Below are 22,994 nucleotides of genomic sequence, written 5' to 3'. Positions count from 1 at the left end.
GATGACCTTGGCCCTTGCCAGAATCTTCCCGTCGAGGGCCCACACGAGGGCGCGCAACTCACGCGCGCTCTTCCTGGGCAGTGCGTGAAGCACGGCTTCGAGGTGCTCGCGGAAGCCGGCGCCGTAACACCCGCACTCAGGGATGCCGCAATCGGGACCTGTGAGTGGGTCTACAAGTTGTCTCAGGGGGCCATGGGCATAGGCCTGCCAGTGCCAGAACGCTTCTTCTGTGGCTTCGGGCCAGAAGCGGGTCCGCTCTAGCCGACGCAGGTCAGCTGTGCAAGATCCTGAAAGGCGATCAATGAACGGGTACCGTAGCCGCCTCCAGGGGCGGATAGAGACGTCGCCCCGCAGGGCTGACGGGCGCCTACGCGGCATTGCCCCTTCGGTTGTCGGTCATGTGGGCAAGCTACAGAATCACGCGTCAGGTGGCCACCGCGTATCCGGTGGCCGAAGCCCTGAGCTTGGGAAGCTGCGATCTGTTGAAACTGCCTCGGGCGCTGACCTGGGCAGGAACGCCGGATGGTGCCTCGTCGACTTCGGTGGCTTTCACCTGGATTCCCCGCTGTTTCCCGCTTCGATCTGGTGCGGTTGTGGTGCGAGTCGTGGTCCGTCTGCGCCCCGTCGATGTTAGCGGGCGTAGGCGTACAGCAGGATGACGACCACCACGACGCCCAGCCAGACCGGCATGCCGGTCTTGGTGAATCGGCCGCGGCTGTCCCTGGGCTGCGGCCTTCGACGCTTCGAGCAATTGTCAACTCGGCGGACTCGCGGTAGCCGTCCTTGAGCGCGACCAGCTCCTTGGAGCCGTCGGCACGCACGCCGACGAGTACGAGCACGCACGCCTTGGTCTCCTCCAGGCGGACCTTGAGGTGGATGCCGTCGGCCCACACGTAGACGAAGTCGACCTCCGAGAGACCGCGGTCCATGAAGGCGGCGTGGTCGGCCTGCCACTGCGTCGTCAGCCGGGTGACCGTGGCCGGGGAGAGCCCGGCCGAGCTGCCGAGGAACTGCTCCAAGGCGGGCACGAAGTCGCCGGAGGACAGTCCGTGCAGGTAGAGCAGCGGCAGCACCTCGCCGATCTTCGGGGACTTGCGGCACGAGGGCGGCAGGATCGCCGAGGAGAACCGCTTGCGCTCGCCCGTCTCGGCGTCGACGCGCTTGTCGTTGACTCGCGGTGCCTTCACCTCGATCACGCCGGCCGCGGTGGTGACCTGCCGGGGCTGGTGGTAGCCGTTGCGCACAACCAGGCGACGGCCACGCTCATCGCGCTCATCAGCCAACTCGGCTATGTAGGCGTTGACTTCGGCCTCCAGCGCGGCGGCCAGCATCTTTCGTGCGCCCTCCCGGACGATCTCGTCGATCAGGGAGGAGCCGTTGGCGGTGCTGCCGTCGTCGTTCACTACGCTGAGCACGGACGTGCCTTCCCGGCCGGTGCTGCGAACACCGGTCTTGCTCGGTGACCAATCGATCAGTCTCGGCACGCTACGCCCACGTGACCCCTGGCATGCGTGAGCGTCTCAAGGGCGGCCTGACCGGGCAGTGGGAGTCGGCGCTGGACGCCCGTCGGAGCCTGTACCCGCGCTCGCCGGTCGCCGTACTCGATCGGCTGCTGCGCGCTCGTGCCACGACGATGGCCTGATGGTCGGGAGACGGGCTCCGATTACCCCGAACGGAGCCCGCTTTTCCGATCTCGGCGGAAGGCACGAGAATGGAGTACGGTCACCAAAGATCCGATGGGGGCGGAGAGGAGTGGTCTAAGACGGGAACCCCTCTATGCCGACGGTCGGCGCACCACGTCGTCGTCCGTCACCTCGTACACGTCGATGCGCAACAGCTTGCGAACATGCGCCGGAACGCGCTCGATGGCCTTCACGGACGCGGACGGCACCACCAGCGCGTACCGCGTGTGGGGTTCCTGGCTCGTCATCCGCCGCAGCAACTGCCCGTAGGCGATGTCGGCGTCGATTCCCTTCTCACTGGTGCGGCCTTTGGCTTCGCAGATCAGCCGCTCATCGCCACGCACGGCTTCAAGATCAGTCCAACGGTCCGTGGGATCAACCGGCGTCCAGCCCTCGGCACGAAGCCACGTACGGAAGGCGTCGGTGACCCGGTCCTCGTCGCTGTGGCGTGCCAGGATCCTCCTCAGCGCAGCCAGGTCCGTCTCCTGGTTACGGCGCAGTCGTCCGCGACCGTCCGCATCGAGGTCGGCCGGCCGGATCACGATCAGCCGCAGTCCGTGCGCGGGAATCTCCGTATCACGCCGGGCGTCGTACAACGCCCGCTGCTCGCCCCGGTGGACGCCGCTGACAGTGAGCCTGTCGGGCTTGTCGAAGTGGGGCATGGGCTGGTCGTGCTGGAGTTCCCGGTATTCGACCACGAGTTGGTGGCCGGGCCAGTAGGCGTCGACCGGCAGTTTGGCACGTCGGCCGCCCGTACCGGGGTCGCCCTGCAGCCAGTCGAACTTGTGCTGGGTCAGTGCGGTCTCGCCGAGCACCTGGTTGCACAAGCCGACTACGTACGCCTCGTCACTGTCATCTCTCGTTCTCATGAGCGCGCATCATGCCAGCGTTCGCAGTCATCAAGGCGGGTCTTTCGAGGCGGCTGTCACACCGGCCCGTACGGATTTCAGAGGTCGTCTTCATCGACGGGTTCGAGCTCGCGGGTGTAGGCGAGGTCGAGGACGTAGCGTTCGGTGACGGGGCAGTTGTTCCAGGCTTCGGTGAGCTGGTCTTCGGGGGAGTCGTCGGTGAGTTGGTCGAGGGTGGTGTTGTAGTAGTCGGCTGCTGCTTGGCGGTTCTGCCACCAGGCGTGGCCTTCATAGACGCCGGGGCGGGGCAGGGTGATCTCGTCGGCGGGTCCGCGGTCGAGTTGGCCGACGACCAGGACGCCTGTCTCGGATTCGAGGCTGACGTCGGTGTGGCCTTCGGCCTCGGCGGGCGGGGTGGGTGGGGTGTCCCAGATGCGGATCGTCATCTGGACTTTCATGTCCGGTTGCAGGCTGAGGAGGTACAGGTGGTAGCCGTTGCCGGCCACCACCTGTGTCTCCGCGGCGTCCATGGCTGCTTCGTCGCCGAGGTAGGCGTCCGCGTCGTAGACCTCCAGCACGCGGCGGCCGGGGGTAGCGGTGACGTTGTGTTCGGCGAGAAGCGCCATGGTCAGTGGTGTCTTCCTGCTAGTTGGTGATCTTCACGTAGAAGGGGTCGCCGTCCAGGACGCGGTTGAGGGTGTACATCTCGTTGAGGCGCTCTCCGCCCTTGCGGTTGTCCTTGCCGTCGATCAGCCGGACGGAGAAGCGGTTGTCGCCCTTGGTGGATCCTTCCTTGGTGGAGGCGAAGGGGTACTCGTCGCACTCCAGGCTGCTGCCGGCGTAGTCGCCCCAGACCTTCTTGCATTCCTTGATGGACTTCTTGCGATTGTCTTCGATCTTCTTCGGATCGACGACTCGGCGCAGGGGTTCCTTCGATCCCGGAACGCTCTGCCCGGGCCAGGAGGGGAAGGTGCGCTCGGGGCGGTTCAGGGCGTCGTAGATGTGCACGGCGCTTTCGTTGACCGCCGAGTCCTTCTGACTCATCACGAGTTCCACACGCGCCTTCGTGAAGACGGTGCCCTTGTACTTGCCCGCGACCTTACCGGCGTAGTCATAGCGGACGCCGGAGTTGTAGACGTTGCTGCCTTCCAAGTACGGGGCGGAGTTGGGGGAGCTAGCGCTCAGGTCCATCGTGACGGTCGAAAGGACGCGTTGCTGGTTGCCCTGGTCGAACAAGGCGCCTTTGTCCGGGGAGGTGTAGGTGAGGTTCCAGTGGGGCTTGGTGTCCCACACGCCGAGCAGTTCATCGCGGTTCACGGTCTGCGGCGCGGTCACCTTGGGATCCGGATCGCTCTTGGATGCGTTGATGCTGTGGTGAAAGTGCTGGCCGATCCGCCACTTCGTGGCATCTTCGCTGGGTATCGGCTCGACCCATATATTCTCGATGCTGGCGACATAGTCGACGCGCCGACTGCCGTCGTAGGCGAAGCCGAGAACCCATTGGTCGAACTTGAGGCGGCCGAGCGTGGTCGTACCCCTGATGTCACGCAGCACCAGGTCAAATGGACGTTTCTGGCAGCTCTCGAAGCGGGATTTGATCCAAGGCTGGAACGAGAAGTACCCAGCGAGAGCACCTGGGGCGACCTTGTCCACGTTCGAGAGCGCATCGAACTCGTAAGCCTCGAACAAGCACCAGAGATCACAGCTCCTGCCGTGCTTGCTTCCGTCGGCCTGCTATGCGCAACCGTCGCGGGCCTGCTGTCTACATGGTTCGACCGACGCTCCTGACGATCGAACAGCACCGCGTAGCGTGTGGCACACCCGAACACGACGAAGGGCCAGACTGAGAGGCAACCCTTCTGAGTTCACCCCGTCCTCGTGCCCGTAGCAGGCGTTGAACCTGTGACACCCGCTTGAGCCGGTTCGCGCAGCCTCACGGGCCCTCCAGGCGACCGGGCCCCACGACCGCAGCCAGCCTAAAGGCAGCACGCGATCAAGGACTCGATGAGGCGGCGATACGCTGCTCGTCCTCGATGTCGAGGCGTCGCATCAGGAAACTGGCGAAGACCAGCATTTCGTCGGCCTCGTCGCGGGCGTCCTTCTCGTCCGGGCCGTGCATGCGAGGGTTACGCAGGGCGCCCATCGCGCCCTTGAACAGAAACTGCATACCGTTCTGCTCGCTCTCCAGCGAGCCTCCCGTGGACCGGGTCGCCGTGATCTTTGGGGGATCCGGCTTGTTGCCGAAGGCGAAGCCCATCAGCCTCTCACCGACCTCGGTGGTGCCGGCCAGGTTCTGCACGCGGTGCTCTACCGCCTGCAGGGCACTCCTGACCGCGTCGTAGTAGAAGCCTCCGCTGTACCGTTCGGCGGCGACCTCCGCGATCAGCGGATGCAGCATGCAGGTGACCTCCATGGCCTCCGTCGACTTCCCGCCCTCTGATCCGACCGGGACGGCTGTCAGTCTCGGAGCGAAAGTGGGCTCCGGGCGTTGTCCGAAGGGCGTGTTGTCAGCCTCAACCCGCGCCGGCCCCAGCATCTGCTCACGGATGCGCCAGTACTCATCCAGTCGGTGCACGCCAGCAAACGGCCGAATGTCCCGGTCGTAGCGCAGCGTCCAATCGAGATTGTCTAGGTTGTGGCCGCCACCGCGAAAGCAGGGCTCATGCAGCGCGAGCGCGAAGCTAACGAACCTGCTCTTCTTGGTCAGCAACGCCAGATCGACGTCATCCACTGGAGGCGGAAGGTCGTCGGGCCGCAGCTCTGGCAGCGCACCGGGCTCCTTGGGCTGATAGTGGGGCTCGATCGAGGCCGCTGTCCGCACCATGACGAGGACGCCGTTGATGGGGATAAGGGTATTGGCGCAGTTCGCAGCGCCAGCGACCGTCAGAGACAGCTCCGTTGGGCCCTGCGGCAGCCGCCACAGGTCGGCGTCTACGCCCCGCAGCAGTGCAGGGCACAGCTGTTGCACGGCCTCTTCGAACTTCAGGCCCGACGCATACAGCTTCCGATCCACGTAATCGAAGGTCGGCCAGCGAAGGGAGGCAGAGAAGTGCTGCCAGACCACGTCGAGAAGGACATGGCCATCCTCCCCGGTGGGCCGCGGCATTCCCTCCGGCGCAATGGTCCGAACGATCACGTGCTTTCCCCCAGCGTCCGAGCCTGAACCTGCTCGCAGGTTACTACTGAGGTACTGGTCTACGGGGTGGGATCATCAGCGCAGCCGTGCATCCACATCGCCTGCCGAAGGCCCTGCTTTTCTCATTCCAGCAGGTTGCCCATGCGGCCTAGCACTGCGCCTCGTCGGGCGTCCTGCCGGTGGCTGCGGGTTCACCAGGGCCACGTATCCCGCGTCCGGTGAGGCATTTAGGCGGACTGCGCGGCGGCCTTGATCTGGTCCGAGGGGGGCGCTGCGGGCGCGGAAGACGAGCCGGGCCACAGCAGGATGACACCGGCAACGGCGACGACCGCTTTCCCCTGCTCCTGCCGCGTCTACGGTCCACAAGCCGACTGATCACCGCTTTAGGAGAGAGGCAGGAGTGCAGTGCCAGTGACCTGGGGCTTCGATGACTGGCGAGGCGCCCGGCAAATCGACTGCTAGAAGCCCTGATTGACTGTGGCTGACCGCCGCATCTGGCACGGCAGTGGCACGAACCTCAGCCGAAGACAGCCAGCCACGACGGCGGGTGCGCCAGCCGACCACGCACGCGTATGCCTCGCTGCACCCCCACCGGCCTCCACCACGCTGCCAGTGCCGTGGGCCAGAGCAAGACACGACGATCGGCACGTGCTGTGACGGGGCCCCGGTAGTTGCCAAGACCTGCGGTCAAGGCAACTACCGTCGAATAGGGGTGATCGTCGGCGAGTTCACGGGGGGCCATCGTTAGCCGGGGTGGTTCGCGTGCTCGAAGAGGAAGAAGAACCGGTAATGGCCCCGATCTCCGGCGTCGTCAACTCCAGAGGCATCGAGGACGTCACTGAAGGCATTAATGACTTGTGGCTCACCCGGCCGCTGGTAACTACCTGGTGGAGCGAACCGAGCCAGCGTTTGCCACGGCACGAGCTTTGCTGTGGGCAGGTAGGCATCGTCACCGATACCGAAGATGTCATCTAGGACCAATCCTACGATGGTTCCAATGCCTTCCTTGTACCAAGTCTGATTGTTTACAGCCTCTGCTGGAATCCCAGTGAGGCCAGCCAAGAGAGCCCCACTGGCCTCCACGATTTTATCAGCTACCTGTTTTGAGATCTCCTCGACGTCCCCAGAATCGTTCTCGATTAGCGTGGCTCCAAGAGTCACGTTCACAAGCGGACCCTCGTAAAGCAGCTCGTTCGTCTGGATGACGCGCGCACCGGGCTTGCCCATTTCCAGCGTCCCATTGCCGCCGGGGAAGATCGAGACATTCGCTTTCGCAGTCCGGCCTGGAGCATGGCAGTACACAGTGCCGTAGATTTCATCCTCGGCCTCTTGGCGTATAGCGCACTCAAGCCCCACCCACCATACACGGACCCAGTCGCCGGGTGTTTCTTCAAACTGTGCCGGATGGCCCGGTTCGTGGTGGAGGAATTTGATTCCTCCGGAGCGGAATTGCGCTTGGTATCCGCCGTTAAGTCTATGTGGGGTTATCGCGCCTCCGATAGGAAGCCCAACTTTGGACAGCGGTCCTCCCCTTGCGATCCAATGAGATTCAATCGCGCGACGCGCCTGCCCTATCGGATCGCTCCAGAAGGTGGAGTAGGCCTTGTTGTCGAAGCCGATGACGAACAGGTCGAGCTGCTCGGGAGTAGGCCTTGTTGTCGAAGCCGATGACGAACAGGTCGAGCTGCTCGGGGTTGCGTGATACGGCTGCGATCTGCTGCTTTTGGTGGTCGAAGATGTGCTGTCCGGAGAGGGGGAACCAGTCGCCGTTCCAGCCGCTTTCTGTAGCCATTTCTCCTACTCCTTTTCCTTGATGCGACTCGGAAGTGATTAAGATTTTAAGGCCTGTTCGAAGTTGTGGCCGCAGATTCTGATTTGCGTCTCAGGCCAAGCGTAAAGTGGCATAATGGATGTCTTTGGCGCCATTCTTGAGGTGTTGAATTCTGCAGGGATCAGTTCTTCGCTCGAATGTAGTAGATGATCCGCGCTCGGGCTTAGCTTTTCGAGGAAGATTTAGGCGTAAAGCAGTGTGGAAGCGTATGAGTAAACCCTCTTCCGCTTCATGAAAACTCCGAGGCTCGGTCGCAGATGGAAGTTATGTTCGCGCCATCCGTGCCGCCACCCGCCATATCCTGTTCTTCCATGCTCGGTCTGTGGCCCTGCACCTGCAACAGGAGCTGGGCCGTGGAGCCGACCGTCCCAGCCACGATGCACCTCTTCTCTGGCGTCAGGCGGCTGATTGCTGAATGCGCGGCACGGGCGCCGGCCGGGCTGGAGCGGGGCGGAGACAGGAGCGCAGGCCCGGCCGGGGGCCGGGCCGCGCGCGGTGAGCGGAGCGAGCCGCCTTGATGAAGTAGGGAAAGTCTTACCGCGCCAAGATCCCTGGACTTTGTCCGGTCCCGGTAGATGCTTGACACTTCGGTCCCAGCTGATGGTTGACAGTGGCCGTGTTCGGCTTTGCTGTGCGCGTCGTTGCGGTGCGTGTGGGGAGGCCGGGATTGGCGCTGGTGGAGTTGTCGGTTGTCGAGCAGAGATACCGGGCTGTCTTGGCGGTGCTGGCGGGTTCGACGGTGACGGAGGTCGCCGCGTCGCTGGGTGTGTCGCGGCAGACGGTGAGCGGGTGGAAGTCCCGGTATGAGGCTTCGGGGCTGGCGGGTTTGGTGGATCGTTCGCGCAGGCCGGCCTCGTGTCCGCATCAGGCGTCTGCCGAGGTGGAGGCGGCGGTGTGTGAGCTGCGGCGCAAGCATCCTCGGTGGGGCCCGCGGCGGATCGCTCATGTGCTGGAGCGGTCCGGGGCGGTGGCGCCGGTGCCGTCGCGGATGACGGTGTATCGGATTCTGGTGCGGCATGGGCTGGTGGAGCCGGGGGTTCGGCGCCGGAAGCGGTCCGATTACAAGCGCTGGCAGCGGGACAGTGCGATGCAGTTGTGGCAGATGGACATCGTCGGCGGCGTGATGCTGGTCGACCCGGTGACCGGGGAGTTGACCGAGGCCAAGGTCGTGACGGGTGTGGATGATCATTCCCGGTATTGCGTGATCGCCTCGGTGGTCGAGCGGGCGACCGGGCGAGCGGTGTGTGCGGCGTTCGCCCGGGCTATACAGAGGTTCGGGGTGCCGGAGGAGGTGCTGACGGACAACGGGAAGTAGTTCACCGACCGGTTCGGGCAGGGGGGTGAGGTGTTGTTCGACCGGATCTGCCGGGAGAACGGCATCGCGCACCGCCTCACCCAGCCGGCGTCGCCGACCACGACGGGCAAGGTCGAGCGGTTCCATCAGACGCTGCGGCGTGAACTCCTCGACGACTGCGGTGTGTTCGAGAGCGTTGAGGCGGCTCAGCAGGCGCTGGATGCGTGGGTGGAGGATTTACAACTCCGTCCGGCCGCATCAGGCGCTTCAGATGCAGAGCCCCTCGGACCGGTTCACGCCTGTCCCGGAGCAGGAGCGGGCGGTGCTCGGCCTGAAGGTGCCCGGGGTCCTCGCGCTCGTCCCGCAGCAGCGGACGGCCCCGGCGGAGGTGGCCCCGGCCGCGGAGTCGGCTGAGCCGGTCGCGGCCATGCCCGAGCTGTCGGATCAGGAGCCGGTTGGCCACCTGCCGGTGGAGCATGGCGGGCCGGTGGAGTTCGAGCGGGTGGTGCCTGCGAGTGGGAATCTGCAGGTCGCGGGCAAGCAGTTCTGGCTGGGCCCGGCCCGCTCGGGGCTGACGGTGACGTTCTGGGCCGACACGCAGGTGATTCATCTACTGATCGCTGGGGCGCGGGTCAAGTCGGTGCGGTCGCACCTGTCGGTGGCGGATCTGGCTCAGCTGGCGGCCCGGGGTGGGCGTGCGGCAGGGCCGTCGCCGCTGCCGGCGGGTGACGGTGCTGCGTTCGAGGTGGACCGGATGGTGAACAAGCACGGGCTGGTGGGTCTGGGCGGGCGCCAGGTGCTGGCGGCGGAGATCCTGGGCGGGCGCCGGGTGAGCGTCCGCATCGACGAGGCCACGCTGTCGTTCTTCGACCCGTCCTCGAGGGAGCTGCTGCGAGTGCGGCCCAACCCGCTCACCAGCGAGGAGGTGCAGAGGTTGCACGGCCTGCGGCCCGCAGGCCCGCCGCCCCGGCCCCGGGTGGAGCCGGCCCGTGTCCAGCGGCGGGTCAGCGCGGTCGGCACGGTCATGGTCTGCCGACAGGTCATCCACCTCGGCCGACCCTGCGCGGGGCAAACCGTGATCATGCACGTGTCGGAGTCGACGATCACCGTGGAACTGGACGGTCAGGCCCGCGTCATCCAGCGAACCACTGACATCCCCGTCCGCAACGTGAAAGCGAACAAGCCCTACAAGGTTTCCGATGTTGTCTAGGCCCACCGTCAAGCATCAGCTGGGACCAGAACGTCAAACATCACCTGGGACTAGACAAAGATCCCTGGACTGGTCCGGGGCTGTCGGCTGCCTGCCCACTGGGCTACCGTGCGATCTATGTCCTCTGCTCTAGACACGCCTCAAGGAGCGGCCGAGCTGGCCGAGTCGCTGTTGCCTCCCCTCGGGAATCGCTGGCTGCACACTCAGGCCGTTGCGGCTCGTGCCCGCGAAGCGTCGGCGGCAGTGTCCGAGGATGATCGTGATCTGCTCGTCGCTGCCGCGTGGCTGCATGACATCGGCTACGCGCCAGAACTGCGAGAGACGGGATTTCATCCCCTCGACGGTGCGCGGTATCTGGAGACGCTTGGTGCGCCATCCCGGCTCGTGCGCCTGGTCGCTCACCACTCCGGTGCTGTGTACGAGGCTGAGCAGCGCGGCCTGACCGCCGAGTTGGCCGTGTACGACCGAGAGGACTCTCCGGTCCTGGACGCGCTGATCTACGCGGACATGACGACCGGCCCGGCCGGACAGTCCTTCGTCTTCGACAGCCGCATTGATGAGATCTTGGAGCGGTACGAGCCGGGTAGCGAGGTACACAACGCCATCAGCAAGGCGCGGCCGTACCTCGGCGCCGCTGTCGGGCGGACGCTCGCTCGCCTAGATGAATGAGTCCAAGGTTCTTGGAGGGCCTTACTCTCACTTGGCGGCGGGTGTCCACGGTGTGTCCGCCATGAAGCGCTTCCGGAAAACCGTTCCGGGATTGGTGAGGGCTGCTTCGACTGCCTCTGCCGGGATCTTCTTGCTCATGGCCCGCCTGGGGACCTTGAGGTAGCCGCAGGCGCGGAGGAGATCCGTGGCTGAAGCCCAACTGTCGGCGGCCACCACCACCTCGTCCAGGGCGTCGCACGCGTTGGTCGCGTCGACCAGGGCCGCGTACGCGATGACAAGATCCGCCACCCGCGCCTTAGCGGTCATGTCTCCCATACTCACTCTCTCTGGTGAGGGTGGCGAGGCCTCATCATGCGGCCTCGCCACCTGGTTCCTCTGGGGACTGCCTAGATCAGCTTTAGTGGTCGAGACGATCAACCGACATAGGGCTCAGGCCGGTCACTCAGGCCGTGATCGACCCGCATCCGCATCGACGGATGGATGTTCAGGCTGTCCAGCCGACTGGGATGCACGAACGCCACTTCCTTACTCTCGCTGCTCGTGCGCAGCTCGCCGCCGACGATGCGTGCTCGGAAGCAGATCGAGAACTGTTGGCGTACCTCGCCGTCGTCGTACGCCATGACGTGAGCCGGGTTGGTGTAGGTGCCGACCAGGCCCGTCACCTCGACGTCGAATCCGGTCTCTTCCTTGGTCTCCCGCACGGCGGCATCGGGTGCCGACTCGCCGACGTCGACTCCGCCGCCGGGCAGGGCCCATAGGTCGTTGTCCGTCTTGTGGATCAGCAGTACTTCCCCGGCGTCGTTGAGGGCCACCGCGGTTACGGATGGCACGATGCTGTTCGCCTTCGGCGCGTTCGGATCGTTGAAGTAGTCGACTCGGGCCATGACTCCAGCGTCGCACGCTCATCGTCGGCTGGAGACCAGGCGTCGGTTCCGCCGGCGCCCGCAGCCCGGGTATCCAACGTGTCGCCGCTTGCCTATGCGGGTCGGCCGCGCTCCCAGGTGTAGTCGAAGCTGCGCATGTAGTGCCGGAACGTGCGGGCGCCCGGGATGTAGCGGAAGTGCAGCACGGGGTTCTGCCCGGCGGGTGCTCCGAGTACGTGCGGGTTCACCAGGACGTCGTCATCGAACCGGTAGATCGAGTTGTAGAGGATCGTGTCGTGTAACCGGACTTCTACCCCGGGCGTCGTCATGGCCGGTTCGAGGTAGCGCCGCGTGGTTCGGGCACGTGCGGCCAGGTCGCCCCCTATGCCTTCCTCTTCACCGCGCTGGCGGACCATCTCGCAGTCGGGGTCGCCAAGCAGGACCCGAACCTGGGCCCCAGCCTTGGCCTTCTCCGCCAACTGGTCCGGCAGGTCGGGGTGGTTGTCGAAGAGGAACAGCCCCGCGTACACGAGGATGTCCACCTGGTCCTTCGCCTTTTCGATCAGCGATGACCACAGCGCTGCCGGGACCGCGCCCCGGTGGGGGTAGTACGTGATCAGCTCGGACGTGCTGGCGGACTCGGCCTGCTTCTCGACGGTGGGCCACAGGTAGACCTCATCGGCGCCGAGGAAGCTCGCGGCCTTCCAGCGGTGTCCCCGGTGCGGTGTGCGGTTGGTCGTGATCCAGCGTTCCACGCTCTTGGGGTCGACCCCAACGTGCTGAGCCAGGGACTGGATGGTCTCGCCCTTCGCTGAAATTGCCGCGCGCAGACGCTCGTTCGCCATGGCTGTCCTTCCATAGGACGTGTGGGGGACGTTTTGACGATGACTCAGACGTCCCTAAACGTCCAAACGGACCGTGATACGTCCACTGCCTCTCGCGGTCTCCTGATCTCACCGGCGTTCCGTCGGTTCGAACAGCCCTCCAAAATCAGGAGACAGACCATGCGTCAGATTCCCGTCGACACCGCCAACGCCACCGTGATGGTCGCCAAGGCTCCGCAGCCGAAGGTCAAGGACCGCCGCACCGGTGAGATCGCCACCGACAAGGACGGCGTCACGCTGATGACCGTGGAGGTCATGTTCTCCACGCCGGATGAGGTGGAGATCCTCAAGCTCACCGTCCCGCAGCCCGGCGTCTCCGAGGAGCTGACTATGGGCACCCCGGTCGCGCTGACCGGCCTGGTCGCCTCGGCGTGGGAGAACGAGTTCAACGGCCAGAAGCGCCACGGGATCGCGTTCCGTGCGGTCGCCGTGACCTCGCTGGCCGCCACCGGCTCGGCGTCCGAGGCGGCCTGATCATGACCTGGTTCATGGTCGCTGTGGTTGTGGTCGTCGCTGCTGCGGGTCTCCTGCGGTGGCGGCGCCCCGCCTGGTACTGGCTGACCTTCGGGGTCATCGTCGCGACCGTGCGGGTCCTGGTGCGCTACGCCTCGGTCATGGACGCCTGCGGGCTCACCGTTCCGCCTTCGCGCTGGCGGCTGGCTCTGGCCCGGGTGGCCCACCGGCCGGTTCCGGAGTCCCGTGTGCCGCGCATCCTGCGGCTGCGGCCCACCCGGACCGGCCTGGTCCTGCGGCTCAAGCTCCGACCGGGACAGGACGCGTTCGACGTGTCGGCGGCGACGGACCGGCTGCGGCACTCCTTCGGGATGTACGGCGTGACCTCCCGAGAGGTCCGCTCCGGTGTCGTCGAGGTGCGGATGACCGGCTACGACGTGCTCAAGCAGGTCCAGATGCCTGCCAAGACCGACACGCGTCCGATGCGGGTTCCGGTCGCGTTGCGGGAGGACGGCTCGGTGCACTACCGCGACTACCGCGCCGTCCCGCACGGCCTGACCCTGGGCTCGACGGAGTCCGGCAAATCCGTCTACCAGCGCAACCTGGTCGCCGGGCTCGCCCCGATGGACGTCGCCTTGGTCGGCATCGACTGCAAGCAAGGCGTCGAGCTGTTCCCGCTGGCCCGCCGGTTCTCCGCCCTGGCCGACAGCCCTGATACCGCCCTTGTGCTGCTGGAGGCGCTGGTGTCTCACATGGAGGAGGTGTATCAGCTGATCCGGGCGGAGCAGCGCATCAGTGTCGCGGTGCCGGATGCGGAGATCGCCGCCGACATCTGGGACCTGCCCGAGGACATCCGACCGGTCCCGGTCGTGGTCCTGGTCGACGAGGTCGCCGAACTCGCCCTGTTCGCTTCGAGGGAGGAGGCGAAGCGCCGGGACCGGATCATCACCGCCCTCGTGCGTCTCGCCCAGCTCGGTCGCGCGGCCGGCATCTACCTGGAGATCTGCGGGCAGCGTTTCGGCTCCGAACTCGGCAAGGGCATCACCATGCTCCGCGCCCAGCTCACCGGACGAACCGCCCACCGCGTCAACGACGAAACCTCCGCGAACATGGCCTTCGGCGACATCGCCCCGGACGCCGTCCTAGCCGCCATCCAGATCCCCGCCGAGACACGTGGGCTGGCCATCGCCGGTGACTCGACCGGGGGCTGGCACCGCATCCGCGCCCCGCACACCTCGCTGCGCCAGGCCGTGAACGTCTGCAACAGGCACGCCGACCGCACTCCCGACGTGCCTGCCCTGGCCGCATACCGGCCCGCGACTGGCTCACTGCCCTCGGCCCGGGTGCCGCTGTCCAAGACAGCTCCCGCCACCGCCTGACCTTCCCCTGCTCCACCGGTCGGCGTGACCGCTTCGCGCCAGGTCCCTACCCCCGCCATGCCACATCACAGGAAGGAGCCGTGATGGCCCGCCCCGCTCTCCGCGTCGACGCCGTCCTGGTCCAGGCCGTCATCGCCGGGGCGCTGTCCTTCGCCCACCTCCACGACCTCGCCGCCGCTGCCGGACAGGACGGCTGGAAAGCCTGGGCCTACCCGATCAGCGTCGACCTGCTTTTGGTCGCTGCCTGGCGCCGACTCCGCTCGGACGGCCCCTCACGGCTGGCCTGGTGCTGGTTCGTGATCGCCCTTGTTGCTTCGCTCGGCGCCAACGTCGCCACCGCCGGACTCCTCGACCTGACTGACGTCCCGGCCTGGCTGCGCATCCTGGTCGCCGCCTGGCCCGCCCTGGCCTTCATGGGCGGCACCCTCCTCGCCCACTCCACCACCGAGCAGGTTCCGGAACCGCCGGCACCCGCAGCCCCGGTCACCGAGCCGGACCCTGAGCCGGTCACCGAGACCGAACCAGAGCCTGAGTCGGTTCCGGCGGTCGACGACACCCCGGCCCTCCCGGCTGCCGAGCCCGCTCCTGCAGAGCCTGCCCCGGTCGCCGCTGCTCCGGCTGTGCCGGTCCCGGCCGCGCTGGTCGACCACGCCCGAAAGGTCGCCGACGACCACCACGCCCGTACCGGTACGCCGATCGATGCCGACACCCTGCGCGCCCGCCTGGGCGTCCCGCCCCAGCTCGCCGACGCCATCGCCGCCCAACTCGCCTGACATCGAAGGGAGATACGCCATGACCAGTGATCCGGCCGACCTGACCGCCGCCGACCACCTCAACGCCGCCCACGAGATGGCCGCCGCGAACCGGCCCTTCCTCGCGTACCTGCTCGCCGAGGAAGCCGCCCGCCGCACCGCCGACCCGGCCACCGCCGCCGGTATCCGCGCCGCCTTCCCCGACCCGGCCCTGACCCGAGAGGAGACCGACTGACATGCCCGCTCGTGACCACTTCCACTCCGTGATGCGGATCGGGCCGGTGCAGATCGGCACCCACCGCGACCGCCACGGCCAGACCAAGTACGCCGCCGTGTGCACCGCCGACCGGTGCGGCTGGTCCTCCGACTACTCCAGACAGTCCGCCGCCCAGCTCGCTGCCCGCACCCACCGCTGCAAGGTCCGCTAGGAGGCCTCCGCCATGGAAGTACCACTCTGGCTCGCGCTGCTCGTCGTCGGCTACCTCGGCGTCAAGCTCATCCGCCCGCCCGCCTGGCTCATCGCCGTCCTGCTGCTCGGCGGCTTCCTCCTCGCCGACAGCGTCCTGGCCCCGCCATCGACACCTTCATCAAGTAACCGCCCCCGGAAGGGAGAACCGCCGATGTTCCGCCCGAAGATCCCGACCATGCCCACGCCGACCGGCCACGTCAGCCCGCCCGCCGTGGTCGAGCCGACCACCATCGTCCCGGCCGCTCAGACACCGCAGCCCGCCCCGGTGGCCCCGGCCCCCGCGCCGTCTCGGCCGACGGTGCAGCTCACCCCCGGCACGGCCCTCGCCCTCGTCGGCGTCGGCACCGCCGTGGTCCTGGTCGTCGGCGCCGTCCTGGTCTCCATGCTCCTGGCCGTCGCCATCACCGGCGCCTCGCTCGCCATCTGCGCCCTGGTGATCCGCTCCCTGATCAACGCCGACGCCAAACGCCGCTGACCGGCCGCCGGGCGGCCTCAACCGCCAAGCATCCGCCGCCCGGGAGCCGCGCCCCTGTCCGATCTCACAACCGGAAGGAACCCCCAGCATGACCGACCGCACCACGACCTCGCCCCGTATCTGCCCGAACTGCGACGGTCACGCCTCCGCCGCCATCACCACCGGCGGCCGCGACCGGCACGGCCACCTGCAGACCATCACCGTCGTGTTCACAACCGGCCCGACCACGGCGCATGCCGCTGCGGCACCCACCACGCCCCAGACGCCCCGGAACTGGGCACCGCCCTGGACCCGGCGACGTACGACTACGCGGGGGCTGTGCTGTTCAACAACCACGCCGGGCAGCTCTGGCAGCGCTTCACCAACCGGCTCCGCCGAGAGATCGCCGCCCGCGCCGGCATCACTCAGCGCGAGCTGAAAGAGTGCGCCCGGCTCTCCTACGGCAAGGTCGCCGAGTTCCAGAAGCGCGGCGCCCTGCACTTCCACGCCGTGATCCGCATCGACGGCCCCGACGGACCGGAAACGGCCCCGCCGTCCTGGGCGACGGTCGATCTCCTCGCCGAGGCGATCCGTGCAGCTGCCGCGCACTCCTACACCTCGGTCTCCGTCCCGGCCACCGAAGACCAGCCCGCCCGCACCTTCCGCTGGGGCACCCAGCTCGACGTGAGGCCCGTGAAGGCCTTCGGCGACGGCTCTGACATCACCGAACAGGCCGTCGCCTCCTACGTGGCCAAGTACGCCACCAAGGCCGCCGAGAACACCGGCACCCTCGACCGCCGCATCGGCGAACTCTCCGAACTCGACCGCCACCAGGTCCCCGACCACACCCGCCGCCTCATCGAGGCCTGCAAGCAGCTCGACCCGCTCTACCCCGACCGGCGCCTGTGGGCCTGGGCACACATGCTCGGCTTCCGCGGCCACTTCTCCTCCAAATCCCGCCGCTACTCCACCACCCTCGGCACCCTGCGCCGGGTCCGCGCCGACTACCGCGCGGCCCAGGAACACGCCGCCCTCGGCCTGGACGACCGGGAGCCGGACACCGTCCTGGTCCTGGCCGACTGGCAGTACGCCGGACACGGCCACACCCCCGGCGAATCCGCCCTCGCCGCCACCATCGCCCGCGACCTACAGCTCAACCGCGAAACCGCCCGCGAAGCCCTACGCGACCAACTCGCCCAGGAAGGAGCCGCAGCATGACCACTGCCACCCCTGAACTGCTGACGGTGTCGGACGTCATGACGCGGCTCAAAGTCGGACGCTCCAAGGTCTACGACCTGATACGTACGCACCGGCTGGCCTCCATAAAGATCGACGGAGCCCGCCGGATACCTGCCGAGGCCGTACGCGACTTCATCCAGCACCAGTTGGAGGAGGCCGCCTGATGACCAAGCGACGCAGCCGCGGTGACGGTGGGCTCCACTGGGACGAGAAGAGACAGCGTTGGATCGCCACGGCGAACCTCGGCTTCGACCCGAGCGGCAAGCGAATTGTGCAGCGGGGGAGTGGCAAGACCAAGACAGAGGCGAAGAACAAGCTCAAGGAGGTATTGCGGGACCACGAGGATGGTCTCGCGATCGCGCTCACGGGCTACACCGTCGCCGACGCCGTGAACGACTGGCTTGCCTACGGCCTGGCGGGTCGTGACCCGGGTACTGTCGAGAATTGCACCATCCTCAGCCAGAACCACGTCATCCCCGCTCTGGGCGCCCGAAAGCTCCGCGACCTCAGTGCGGAAGACGTCGACCGCTGGCTGGCTGCCAAGGCCAAGACCCTCAGCACCCGCACGCTGGAGGCGATCCACTCCTGCCTGAACCGCTCGGTCAAGCGGGCCATGGCGCGCGACAAGGTGAAGCGCAACGTCGTCGAGCTGTGCTCGGTACCTCAGGGCCAGCCGGGACGGCCGTCCAAGGCGCTCACCTTCGCCCAGGCTGAGGCGGTCCTCAAAGCGGCCGAGGGGACCTCGATGCACGCGTATATCGTCGTCGCCCTGCTGACCGGGGCCCGTACCGAGGAGCTGCGGGCACTCACCTGGGACCACGTCTTCCTGAAGGGAAGGCCGTACGCCGATCCGCCGCAGCCCCCGCATATCGCTGTGTGGCGCTCGGTCCGGCGAGGCGGGGACACCAAGACCCGGAAGTCCCGGCGACACTCGCTCTGCTGGCGCGTTGTGTCGAGGTCCTGTGGCAGCAGTTCGAGGACCAGGGCTGGGAGCGGCTCGCCGCTGGCGATAGCTGGGAGGAACACGGCTTGGTCTTCTCGTCGGCCGTCGGCAAGCCGCTCGACGCGACCAACGTGCGGCGCGCCTTCCGCCAGGGGCTCAAGGACGCCGAGGGGATCAACGCCGACGAGTGGACGCCTCGGGAGCTCCGGCACAGCTTCGTGTCGCTGCTGTCCGACCGTGGCGTCCCACTGGAGGAGATCTCTCGGCTCGTCGGCCACTCCGGCACGGCCGTGACCGAGGAGGTTTACCGAAGTAGATCCGACCCGTGATCCAGACCGGGGCCGTGGTCATGGACGGCATCTTCAAGCGCGATCAGGAGCGCTAAAGGCTGTCCCGTTATTGGTTTGGGCGGCAGCGCGAGGCAACGCCGGAGGCGTCGGGGTCGGTCAGATGGTGCCGGCGAGGTTGTGGAGGCGTCCGCTGTGGAGTCGCGTCCCTATTCGTTGCGGCCGACTCGGGCGGTGATCGCTTCGCCTGCGTGGATGATCGAGCCGAGCATGGCATGGGCGGCTTGGAGCTGTTCGATGGAGCGGCTCAGGCGCTCGCGTTCGTGCTTGAGGTCCTGGGCCATTTCCTCGCATGTTGGCGCCAGGATGGCTCCCTCGTCGGCCATGCAGGGCAGCACCTCCCGGATCAGGTCGGTATTCAGCCCGGCCGCAAGCAGGATCCGCACCCGGCGCACGGTGGCCACATCGGACTCGTCGAACTCGCGGTAGCCGCTGGCTCGCCGCTGCGGTCGCAGCAGCCCTTGCTGCTCGTAGTACCGAAGGCTCCTGGTGCTGACGCCGGTCCGCCTCGACAGCTCGCCGATGAACATGTGACTCCCGGCACAGAAGTTTGACTCTGACATCAATGTCAAGGTTTAGCTTAGCCGCCATGGCAACGACTCACAGCACCCAGGAATCTCCCACCATCGATCCGAAGGCCCTGGCGGGTAAGAAGGCCGTGGTCACCGGCGGGACCATCGGTATGGGCCGGGCCATCGTCCGGGCCTTAACCGACCGCGGCGCCGAGGTGATGTACACCGGGCGCAGTGACCAGCGACTCGCCGAGGCCCAAGCGGCGCTCGACACCCCACTGGCCCACCCGGTGCGCTCCGACGCCACTGACACCATCGCCATCGCCGCCCTCGGAGATCAGGTCGCCGACCGTCTCGGCCACATCGACTACCTGTTCGTCAACCAGGGCATCGCCGAGTTCCAGACGCTCGAAGAGGTCACCGAGGAATCGTGGGACCGCATCTTCGACGTCAACGCCAAGGGCGCCTTCTTCACCGTCCAGCGGCTGGCGCCGCTGGTGTCTGAGGGCGGCTCGGTCGTGTTCACCACCGTCTCCAACGACCAGATCTTCCCCGGTCTCAGCGCCTACTCCGGGGCCAAGGAGGCCGTCGCCGCCTTCACCAAAGTGCTCGCCGCCGAGCTGCTCCCCCGCAAGATCCGCGTCAACGCGATCGCCCCCGGGTTCATCCTCACCCCCACCATGGGCGTCGCCGAACTGACCGACGAGCAACGCGCCGAGTTCGTCGAACAGGGCAACGCCTCCACGCCGATGGGCCGAGGAGGCACCGTGGAGGAGATCGCCGCCGCCGCGCTGTATCTGGCTGTCGAGGCCACCTTCACCACTGGTGTGGAACTGCCGGTGGACGGCGGGTTTGGCCAGGGCCTCGGCGAATGACCGACCCCGCGCGGTAGGCGGCCCCGGATCGACTCCGCTGCGCCGAAGCGAACGTATGCAGACCACAATCTGTCCCCCTGCGGTCCCCTCAGCCGGTCGCAGGGGGACATCAATGCTGCACGGCGACGGCGTCGCCACCGACATACTCGGCGTCGCCCGCCTCCACAACCGCGCCCGTACCGCCTGACCGGCCGGCCCCCACGTCTCCCCACCGCCCCGACGTCCCCAGAGCCAATAACGGGACAACCTTTAGTCACGCAGATAGACACGCAAACGAAACAGGTCAGGAACCCACTCACGGTGAGTAGGTTCCTGACCTGGTGTTTCACTGTCGGGGTGGCGGGATTTGAACCCACGACCTCTTCGTCCCGAACGAAGCGCGCTGCCAAGCTGCGCTACACCCCGATGTCGCTGCTGTCGCGGCGACGACGTTTACTTTAGCCCACCGGTGGCTGGAGACGAAATCCGGTTTTCCCGCGGTGGCGGATGGGGTTCGGGCGGGTGTGGTCCAGGGCCACCAGGAGGACGGCCAGGGCGTAGAAGGACAGGCCCAGCAGGCAAGCGTTGCCGAGGGCGCGCTTGTAGCCGTCCTGGTCGACGTTCAGGAAGGGGTAGAGGTAGCGGTCGGGGGTGCCCGGGAGGAGCAGTTCGCCTCTGGCCAGGGAGAAGGCCAGGTAGGTGAGGGGGTAGAGGAGCCATGTGCCGGCCTGGCGCAGGTGCAGGAGGCCGGGGGCCGTGAGCAGGAGCCAGTCCAGTACCGCTGCGATCGGGGTCGCGATGTGAAGTGCGCCGTGGGCGAGGGCCTGCCAGCCCGTCGGTGCCGCGGCCCCGCCCATGAGGGAGAAGGGGCTGGCCTCGTTCGCCATGAGCAGGTGGTGCACCGCTGCCGCGATCACGACGTAGAGCAGCGTCGCGCCCACCAGGGCACCCGGCAGTGGGCGGCTGGCCGTCCACGCACGGCGGGCCGACAGGGTCATGACCAGGGCCAGCAGGATGTTGCTCTGGACCGCGAAGTGGCCCAGTACCCGGGACGGGTCGCCGAGGAGCAGCTCGAGCGTCACGCCGGCGGCCGCCGTGAGGGCGATCAGCAGACGGAAGACCGTGGCCGTGGGGCGGCGGACCGGGGTGACGACGGCCGCGGCGGGGACGGGGGACGGCTTCAGCGCGGGCTTGCCCGGAATCGCGGGGAGCTCCGGGATGTCCCTGGGTATCGGGGCTGTCATGCCCCCTACGCTGACAGAAGCGGACATAGGGGGCGATCCGGGCCGGGCTGTGTGGGTTACCCCCGCCCACCCGGCTGGTTAGCCCCGCCCACCCGTCCGGCTCGTTGCCCCCGTCGACCCGGCTGGTTACCCCCGTCGGCTCGGCTGGTTACCCCCGCCCGCCCGGCTCGTTGCCCCCGTCGACCCGGCTCAGATCCCGCTGAGACCCGTCTGTGAGCGGCCGGAGCCGCCGGCCTCGCCTACTCCCGCCCCACCAGCGTCAGCAACGTGGCCTCCGGCGGGCATGCGAACCGTACCGGGGTGTAGCGGTTCGTCCCGCATCCCGCCGACACGTGCAGGTACGACGTACGGCCCTTCGATGTGTGTGTGGACAGGCCCTTCACCCGCTCCGTGTCCAGGTCGCAGTTGGTGACCAGGGCGCCGTAGAAGGGGACGCACAGCTGGCCGCCGTGCGTGTGGCCGGCCAGGATCAGGGGGTAGGCGTCGGCCGCGAAGGCGTCCAGGGTGCGCAGGTACGGGGCGTGGACGACGCCCATCGAGAAGTCCGCGGTGTCGGACGGGCCGCCGGCCACCTGCTCGTAGCGGTCCCTCTTGATGTGCGGGTCGTCCAGGCCCGTGAACTCCACCGAGACGCCTTCGATCTTGAGCGTGCCGCGCGTGTTGGTCAGGTTGAGCCAGCCCGCCGCGTCGAAACCGTCCCGCAGGTCCTCCCACGGGTTGTGCACCACGCCCTCGGCCGGCGGGTTGCCGTTCAGGCCGTGGCGGCCCTGGGCCTTCTCCATCAGGTAGCGGGCCGGATTGCGCAGCTTGGGGCCGTAGTAGTCGTTGGAGCCGAAGACGTACGCGCCCGGGAACTCCATCAGGGGGCCGAGCGCGTCCAGGACCTCCGGGACGCCCTCCGGGTCGGACAGGTTGTCGCCCGTGTTGATCACGAAGTCGGGGCGCAGGCCGGCCAGGGAGCGCAGCCAGCGTTGCTTCTTGCGCTGGCCGCCGACCATGTGGATGTCGGAGACCTGAAGCACGCGCAGGGGGCGTATCCCTGCGGGCAGGACCGGGACCGTCACCCGGCGGAGGCGGAAGGAGCGGGCTTCGAAGCCCGCGGCGTACAACAGACCGGCGGCGCCGGCCGCCGCTATTCCCATGGGGACTCCGTATCGCGCGCGCATACGACCCATCGTGTCAGACCGTGCCGGTGGTCCGCCCCCGGCGGTGCCCGAAGCCCCTGGCGCACCGGCCCTTCAGGAACGCCTTCCGGGCCGACGAGGCCACCGGCGTCGGTCACGACCGGTCGCTCATCCACCCGGTCAGGTGCCAGTTCTTCCTCGTCCTCTTCGGCTGAGGGCGGGAGCCGATGAACGACCGCCCCGCAAATCGAGGGGCGTCTTCCCTTCCGCACCTGCGACAATCGACGCCATGACCACGCTCAAGTCGAAGCTGCAGGAAGACCTCAACGCCGCGATCAAGGAGCGCGACGAGCTCCGCTCCTCGACGCTCCGGCTGACGCTCGCCGCGATCACCAAGGAGGAGGTCGCGGGCAAGGAGAAGCGCGAGCTCTCCGACGACGAGGTCCAGAAGGTGATCACGCGGGAGGCGAAGAAGCGGCGTGAGGCGGCCGAGGCCTTCGCGCAGGGTGGTCGTGCCGAGCAGGCCGAGCGGGAGAAGGCGGAGGGCGAGGTGCTCGCCGGCTACCTGCCCAAGCAGCTGTCCGACGCGGAACTCCAGCAGATCGTGGCCCAGGCCGTCGAGGAGGCCAAGGCGGCCGGTGCGGAGGGGCCGCGGGCCATGGGCGCGGTCATGAAGATCGTGAACCCGAAGGTGGCCGGGCAGGCCGAGGGCGGCCGCGTCGCCGCCGTCGTGAAGAAGCTGCTGGCCGGCTGACCTCCTCAGCAAACGGGGGCGGCCCCCTCCTGCCTGTACGGGCAGGAGGGGGC

At 67.3% G+C, this 22,994-nt stretch carries 23 protein-coding genes, 1 tRNA gene and 5 pseudogenes; 15 read left to right on the top strand and 14 right to left on the bottom strand.

What is annotated here, in order from left to right; translation table 11 throughout:
- Window positions 1-758: 758 nt before the first annotated feature.
- Window positions 759-1,415, bottom strand: a pseudogene (locus tag ACWD1U_RS24370) (transposase); the annotation flags it as partial.
- Between the two features lie 56 nt (window positions 1,416-1,471).
- Between ACWD1U_RS24370 and ACWD1U_RS24365 the strand changes: the two are divergent.
- A pseudogene (locus tag ACWD1U_RS24365) lies at window positions 1,472-1,642 on the top strand (LacI family transcriptional regulator); the annotation flags it as partial.
- Window positions 1,643-1,774: 132 nt separating this feature from the next.
- Here ACWD1U_RS24365 and ACWD1U_RS24360 read toward each other — a convergent pair.
- The 6 genes from ACWD1U_RS24360 to ACWD1U_RS24335 form a co-directional block, all read right to left on the bottom strand.
- Window positions 1,775-2,551 carry a hypothetical protein gene (locus ACWD1U_RS24360; RefSeq protein ID WP_451110475.1) on the bottom strand — a complete coding sequence of 259 codons (777 nt, stop codon included), beginning with the start codon at window positions 2,549-2,551 and terminating at the stop codon, window positions 1,775-1,777.
- A gap of 77 nt (window positions 2,552-2,628) precedes the next feature.
- On the bottom strand, window positions 2,629-3,156 hold the full coding sequence (locus ACWD1U_RS24355) for a hypothetical protein (protein ID WP_338781954.1): 528 nt from the start codon (window positions 3,154-3,156) through the stop codon (window positions 2,629-2,631).
- Between the two features lie 19 nt (window positions 3,157-3,175).
- Window positions 3,176-4,084 carry a NucA/NucB deoxyribonuclease domain-containing protein gene (locus tag ACWD1U_RS24350; protein ID WP_451110473.1) on the bottom strand — a complete coding sequence of 303 codons (909 nt, stop codon included), beginning with the start codon at window positions 4,082-4,084 and terminating at the stop codon, window positions 3,176-3,178.
- Window positions 4,085-4,523: 439 nt separating this feature from the next.
- Window positions 4,524-5,666 carry a TIGR02391 family protein gene (locus tag ACWD1U_RS24345; RefSeq protein ID WP_451110471.1) on the bottom strand — a complete coding sequence of 381 codons (1,143 nt, stop codon included), beginning with the start codon at window positions 5,664-5,666 and terminating at the stop codon, window positions 4,524-4,526.
- A gap of 744 nt (window positions 5,667-6,410) precedes the next feature.
- Complete coding sequence (locus ACWD1U_RS24340) at window positions 6,411-7,022, bottom strand: hypothetical protein (RefSeq protein ID WP_451110469.1); 612 nt, start codon at window positions 7,020-7,022, stop codon at window positions 6,411-6,413.
- Window positions 7,023-7,215: 193 nt separating this feature from the next.
- Window positions 7,216-7,458: a hypothetical protein gene (locus ACWD1U_RS24335; protein ID WP_451110467.1), complete on the bottom strand. Its 243-nt coding sequence runs from the start codon at window positions 7,456-7,458 to the stop codon at window positions 7,216-7,218.
- Window positions 7,459-8,179: 721 nt separating this feature from the next.
- On the opposite strand from ACWD1U_RS24335, the pseudogene ACWD1U_RS24330 reads away from it, so the two are divergent.
- Together ACWD1U_RS24330 and ACWD1U_RS24325 are read left to right on the top strand one after the other, a co-directional pair.
- Window positions 8,180-10,001 (top strand): annotated as a pseudogene (locus ACWD1U_RS24330) (IS481 family transposase).
- Between the two features lie 117 nt (window positions 10,002-10,118).
- Entirely contained in the window at window positions 10,119-10,670 is a 552-nt protein-coding gene (locus ACWD1U_RS24325; RefSeq protein WP_451110466.1) for an HD domain-containing protein, read from the top strand.
- Window positions 10,671-10,697: 27 nt separating this feature from the next.
- Here the strand turns inward: ACWD1U_RS24325 and ACWD1U_RS24320 are convergent, their stop codons facing one another.
- The 3 genes from ACWD1U_RS24320 to ACWD1U_RS24310 form a co-directional block, all read right to left on the bottom strand.
- Entirely contained in the window at window positions 10,698-10,976 is a 279-nt protein-coding gene (locus ACWD1U_RS24320; RefSeq protein WP_451110464.1) for a hypothetical protein, read from the bottom strand.
- A 107-nt stretch (window positions 10,977-11,083) separates the two neighbouring features.
- Window positions 11,084-11,554 carry an NUDIX hydrolase gene (locus ACWD1U_RS24315; RefSeq protein ID WP_451110462.1) on the bottom strand — a complete coding sequence of 157 codons (471 nt, stop codon included), beginning with the start codon at window positions 11,552-11,554 and terminating at the stop codon, window positions 11,084-11,086.
- Between the two features lie 92 nt (window positions 11,555-11,646).
- Entirely contained in the window at window positions 11,647-12,378 is a 732-nt protein-coding gene (locus ACWD1U_RS24310; RefSeq protein WP_451110460.1) for an XRE family transcriptional regulator, read from the bottom strand.
- 159 nt (window positions 12,379-12,537) lie between these two features.
- Between ACWD1U_RS24310 and ACWD1U_RS24305 the strand changes: the two genes are divergently transcribed.
- The 9 genes and pseudogenes from ACWD1U_RS24305 to ACWD1U_RS24265 all read left to right on the top strand — a co-directional run bounded on the left by ACWD1U_RS24305 (window position 12,538) and on the right by ACWD1U_RS24265 (window position 18,491).
- The gene (locus ACWD1U_RS24305; protein WP_451110458.1) at window positions 12,538-12,891 is read left to right on the top strand and encodes an SCO3933 family regulatory protein; all 354 of its coding nucleotides are present in this window, start codon (window positions 12,538-12,540) and stop codon (window positions 12,889-12,891) included.
- A gap of 2 nt (window positions 12,892-12,893) precedes the next feature.
- Complete coding sequence (locus ACWD1U_RS24300; RefSeq protein ID WP_451110456.1) at window positions 12,894-14,249, top strand: FtsK/SpoIIIE domain-containing protein; 1,356 nt, start codon at window positions 12,894-12,896, stop codon at window positions 14,247-14,249.
- A gap of 83 nt (window positions 14,250-14,332) precedes the next feature.
- Window positions 14,333-15,022, top strand: coding sequence for a DUF2637 domain-containing protein (locus tag ACWD1U_RS24295; protein WP_451110455.1), 690 nt, complete (start codon window positions 14,333-14,335; stop codon window positions 15,020-15,022).
- A 19-nt stretch (window positions 15,023-15,041) separates the two neighbouring features.
- The gene (locus ACWD1U_RS24290; RefSeq protein WP_451110453.1) at window positions 15,042-15,236 is read left to right on the top strand and encodes a hypothetical protein; all 195 of its coding nucleotides are present in this window, start codon (window positions 15,042-15,044) and stop codon (window positions 15,234-15,236) included.
- A 1-nt stretch (window position 15,237) separates the two neighbouring features.
- Window positions 15,238-15,429, top strand: coding sequence for a mobile element transfer protein (locus tag ACWD1U_RS24285; protein WP_451110451.1), 192 nt, complete (start codon window positions 15,238-15,240; stop codon window positions 15,427-15,429).
- Between the two features lie 192 nt (window positions 15,430-15,621).
- Complete coding sequence (locus ACWD1U_RS24280; protein WP_451110633.1) at window positions 15,622-15,945, top strand: SpdD-like protein; 324 nt, start codon at window positions 15,622-15,624, stop codon at window positions 15,943-15,945.
- Window positions 15,946-16,152: 207 nt separating this feature from the next.
- Window positions 16,153-17,142, top strand: a pseudogene (gene repSA, locus ACWD1U_RS24275) (replication initiator protein RepSA); the annotation flags it as partial.
- Window positions 17,139-17,327, top strand: coding sequence for a helix-turn-helix domain-containing protein (locus tag ACWD1U_RS24270; RefSeq protein WP_451110449.1), 189 nt, complete (start codon window positions 17,139-17,141; stop codon window positions 17,325-17,327). The pseudogene repSA and the gene ACWD1U_RS24270, both read left to right, overlap by 4 nt.
- A pseudogene (locus ACWD1U_RS24265) lies at window positions 17,327-18,491 on the top strand (site-specific integrase). The gene ACWD1U_RS24270 and the pseudogene ACWD1U_RS24265 overlap by 1 nt, the downstream one beginning before the upstream one ends.
- 111 nt (window positions 18,492-18,602) lie before the next feature.
- On the opposite strand, the gene ACWD1U_RS24260 reads toward ACWD1U_RS24265, so the two are convergent.
- Window positions 18,603-18,983, bottom strand: a complete 381-nt coding sequence (locus ACWD1U_RS24260) for a MerR family transcriptional regulator (RefSeq protein ID WP_451110447.1) — start codon at window positions 18,981-18,983, stop codon at window positions 18,603-18,605.
- A 59-nt stretch (window positions 18,984-19,042) separates the two neighbouring features.
- Here ACWD1U_RS24260 and ACWD1U_RS24255 point away from each other — a divergent pair, with 59 nt between their 5' ends.
- Window positions 19,043-19,840, top strand: a complete 798-nt coding sequence (locus ACWD1U_RS24255; RefSeq protein WP_451110445.1) for an SDR family NAD(P)-dependent oxidoreductase — start codon at window positions 19,043-19,045, stop codon at window positions 19,838-19,840.
- 331 nt (window positions 19,841-20,171) lie between these two features.
- Here the strand turns inward: ACWD1U_RS24255 and ACWD1U_RS24250 are convergent.
- The 3 genes from ACWD1U_RS24250 to ACWD1U_RS24240 all read right to left on the bottom strand — a co-directional run bounded on the left by ACWD1U_RS24250 (window position 20,172) and on the right by ACWD1U_RS24240 (window position 22,229).
- A tRNA-Pro gene (locus ACWD1U_RS24250) sits at window positions 20,172-20,245 on the bottom strand.
- Window positions 20,246-20,277: 32 nt separating this feature from the next.
- Window positions 20,278-21,063 carry a Pr6Pr family membrane protein gene (locus ACWD1U_RS24245; RefSeq protein ID WP_451110443.1) on the bottom strand — a complete coding sequence of 262 codons (786 nt, stop codon included), beginning with the start codon at window positions 21,061-21,063 and terminating at the stop codon, window positions 20,278-20,280.
- Window positions 21,064-21,302: 239 nt separating this feature from the next.
- On the bottom strand, window positions 21,303-22,229 hold the full coding sequence (locus ACWD1U_RS24240) for a metallophosphoesterase (RefSeq protein WP_451110441.1): 927 nt from the start codon (window positions 22,227-22,229) through the stop codon (window positions 21,303-21,305).
- Window positions 22,230-22,249: 20 nt separating this feature from the next.
- On the opposite strand from ACWD1U_RS24240, the gene ACWD1U_RS24235 reads away from it, so the two are divergent.
- Together ACWD1U_RS24235 and ACWD1U_RS24230 are read left to right on the top strand one after the other, a co-directional pair.
- Window positions 22,250-22,402 carry a hypothetical protein gene (locus ACWD1U_RS24235; protein ID WP_451110439.1) on the top strand — a complete coding sequence of 51 codons (153 nt, stop codon included), beginning with the start codon at window positions 22,250-22,252 and terminating at the stop codon, window positions 22,400-22,402.
- Window positions 22,403-22,476: 74 nt separating this feature from the next.
- Window positions 22,477-22,941 (top strand): GatB/YqeY domain-containing protein, encoded by a 465-nt coding sequence (locus tag ACWD1U_RS24230; protein ID WP_451110438.1) that lies wholly within the window; start codon window positions 22,477-22,479, stop codon window positions 22,939-22,941.
- Window positions 22,942-22,994 lie beyond the last annotated feature (53 nt).

The sequence above is a fragment of the Streptomyces sp. NPDC002788 genome, assembly GCF_053592115.1.
The sequence above is the reverse complement of the archived record's forward strand: the minus strand, read 5'-3'. Positions and strand labels throughout refer to the sequence as shown.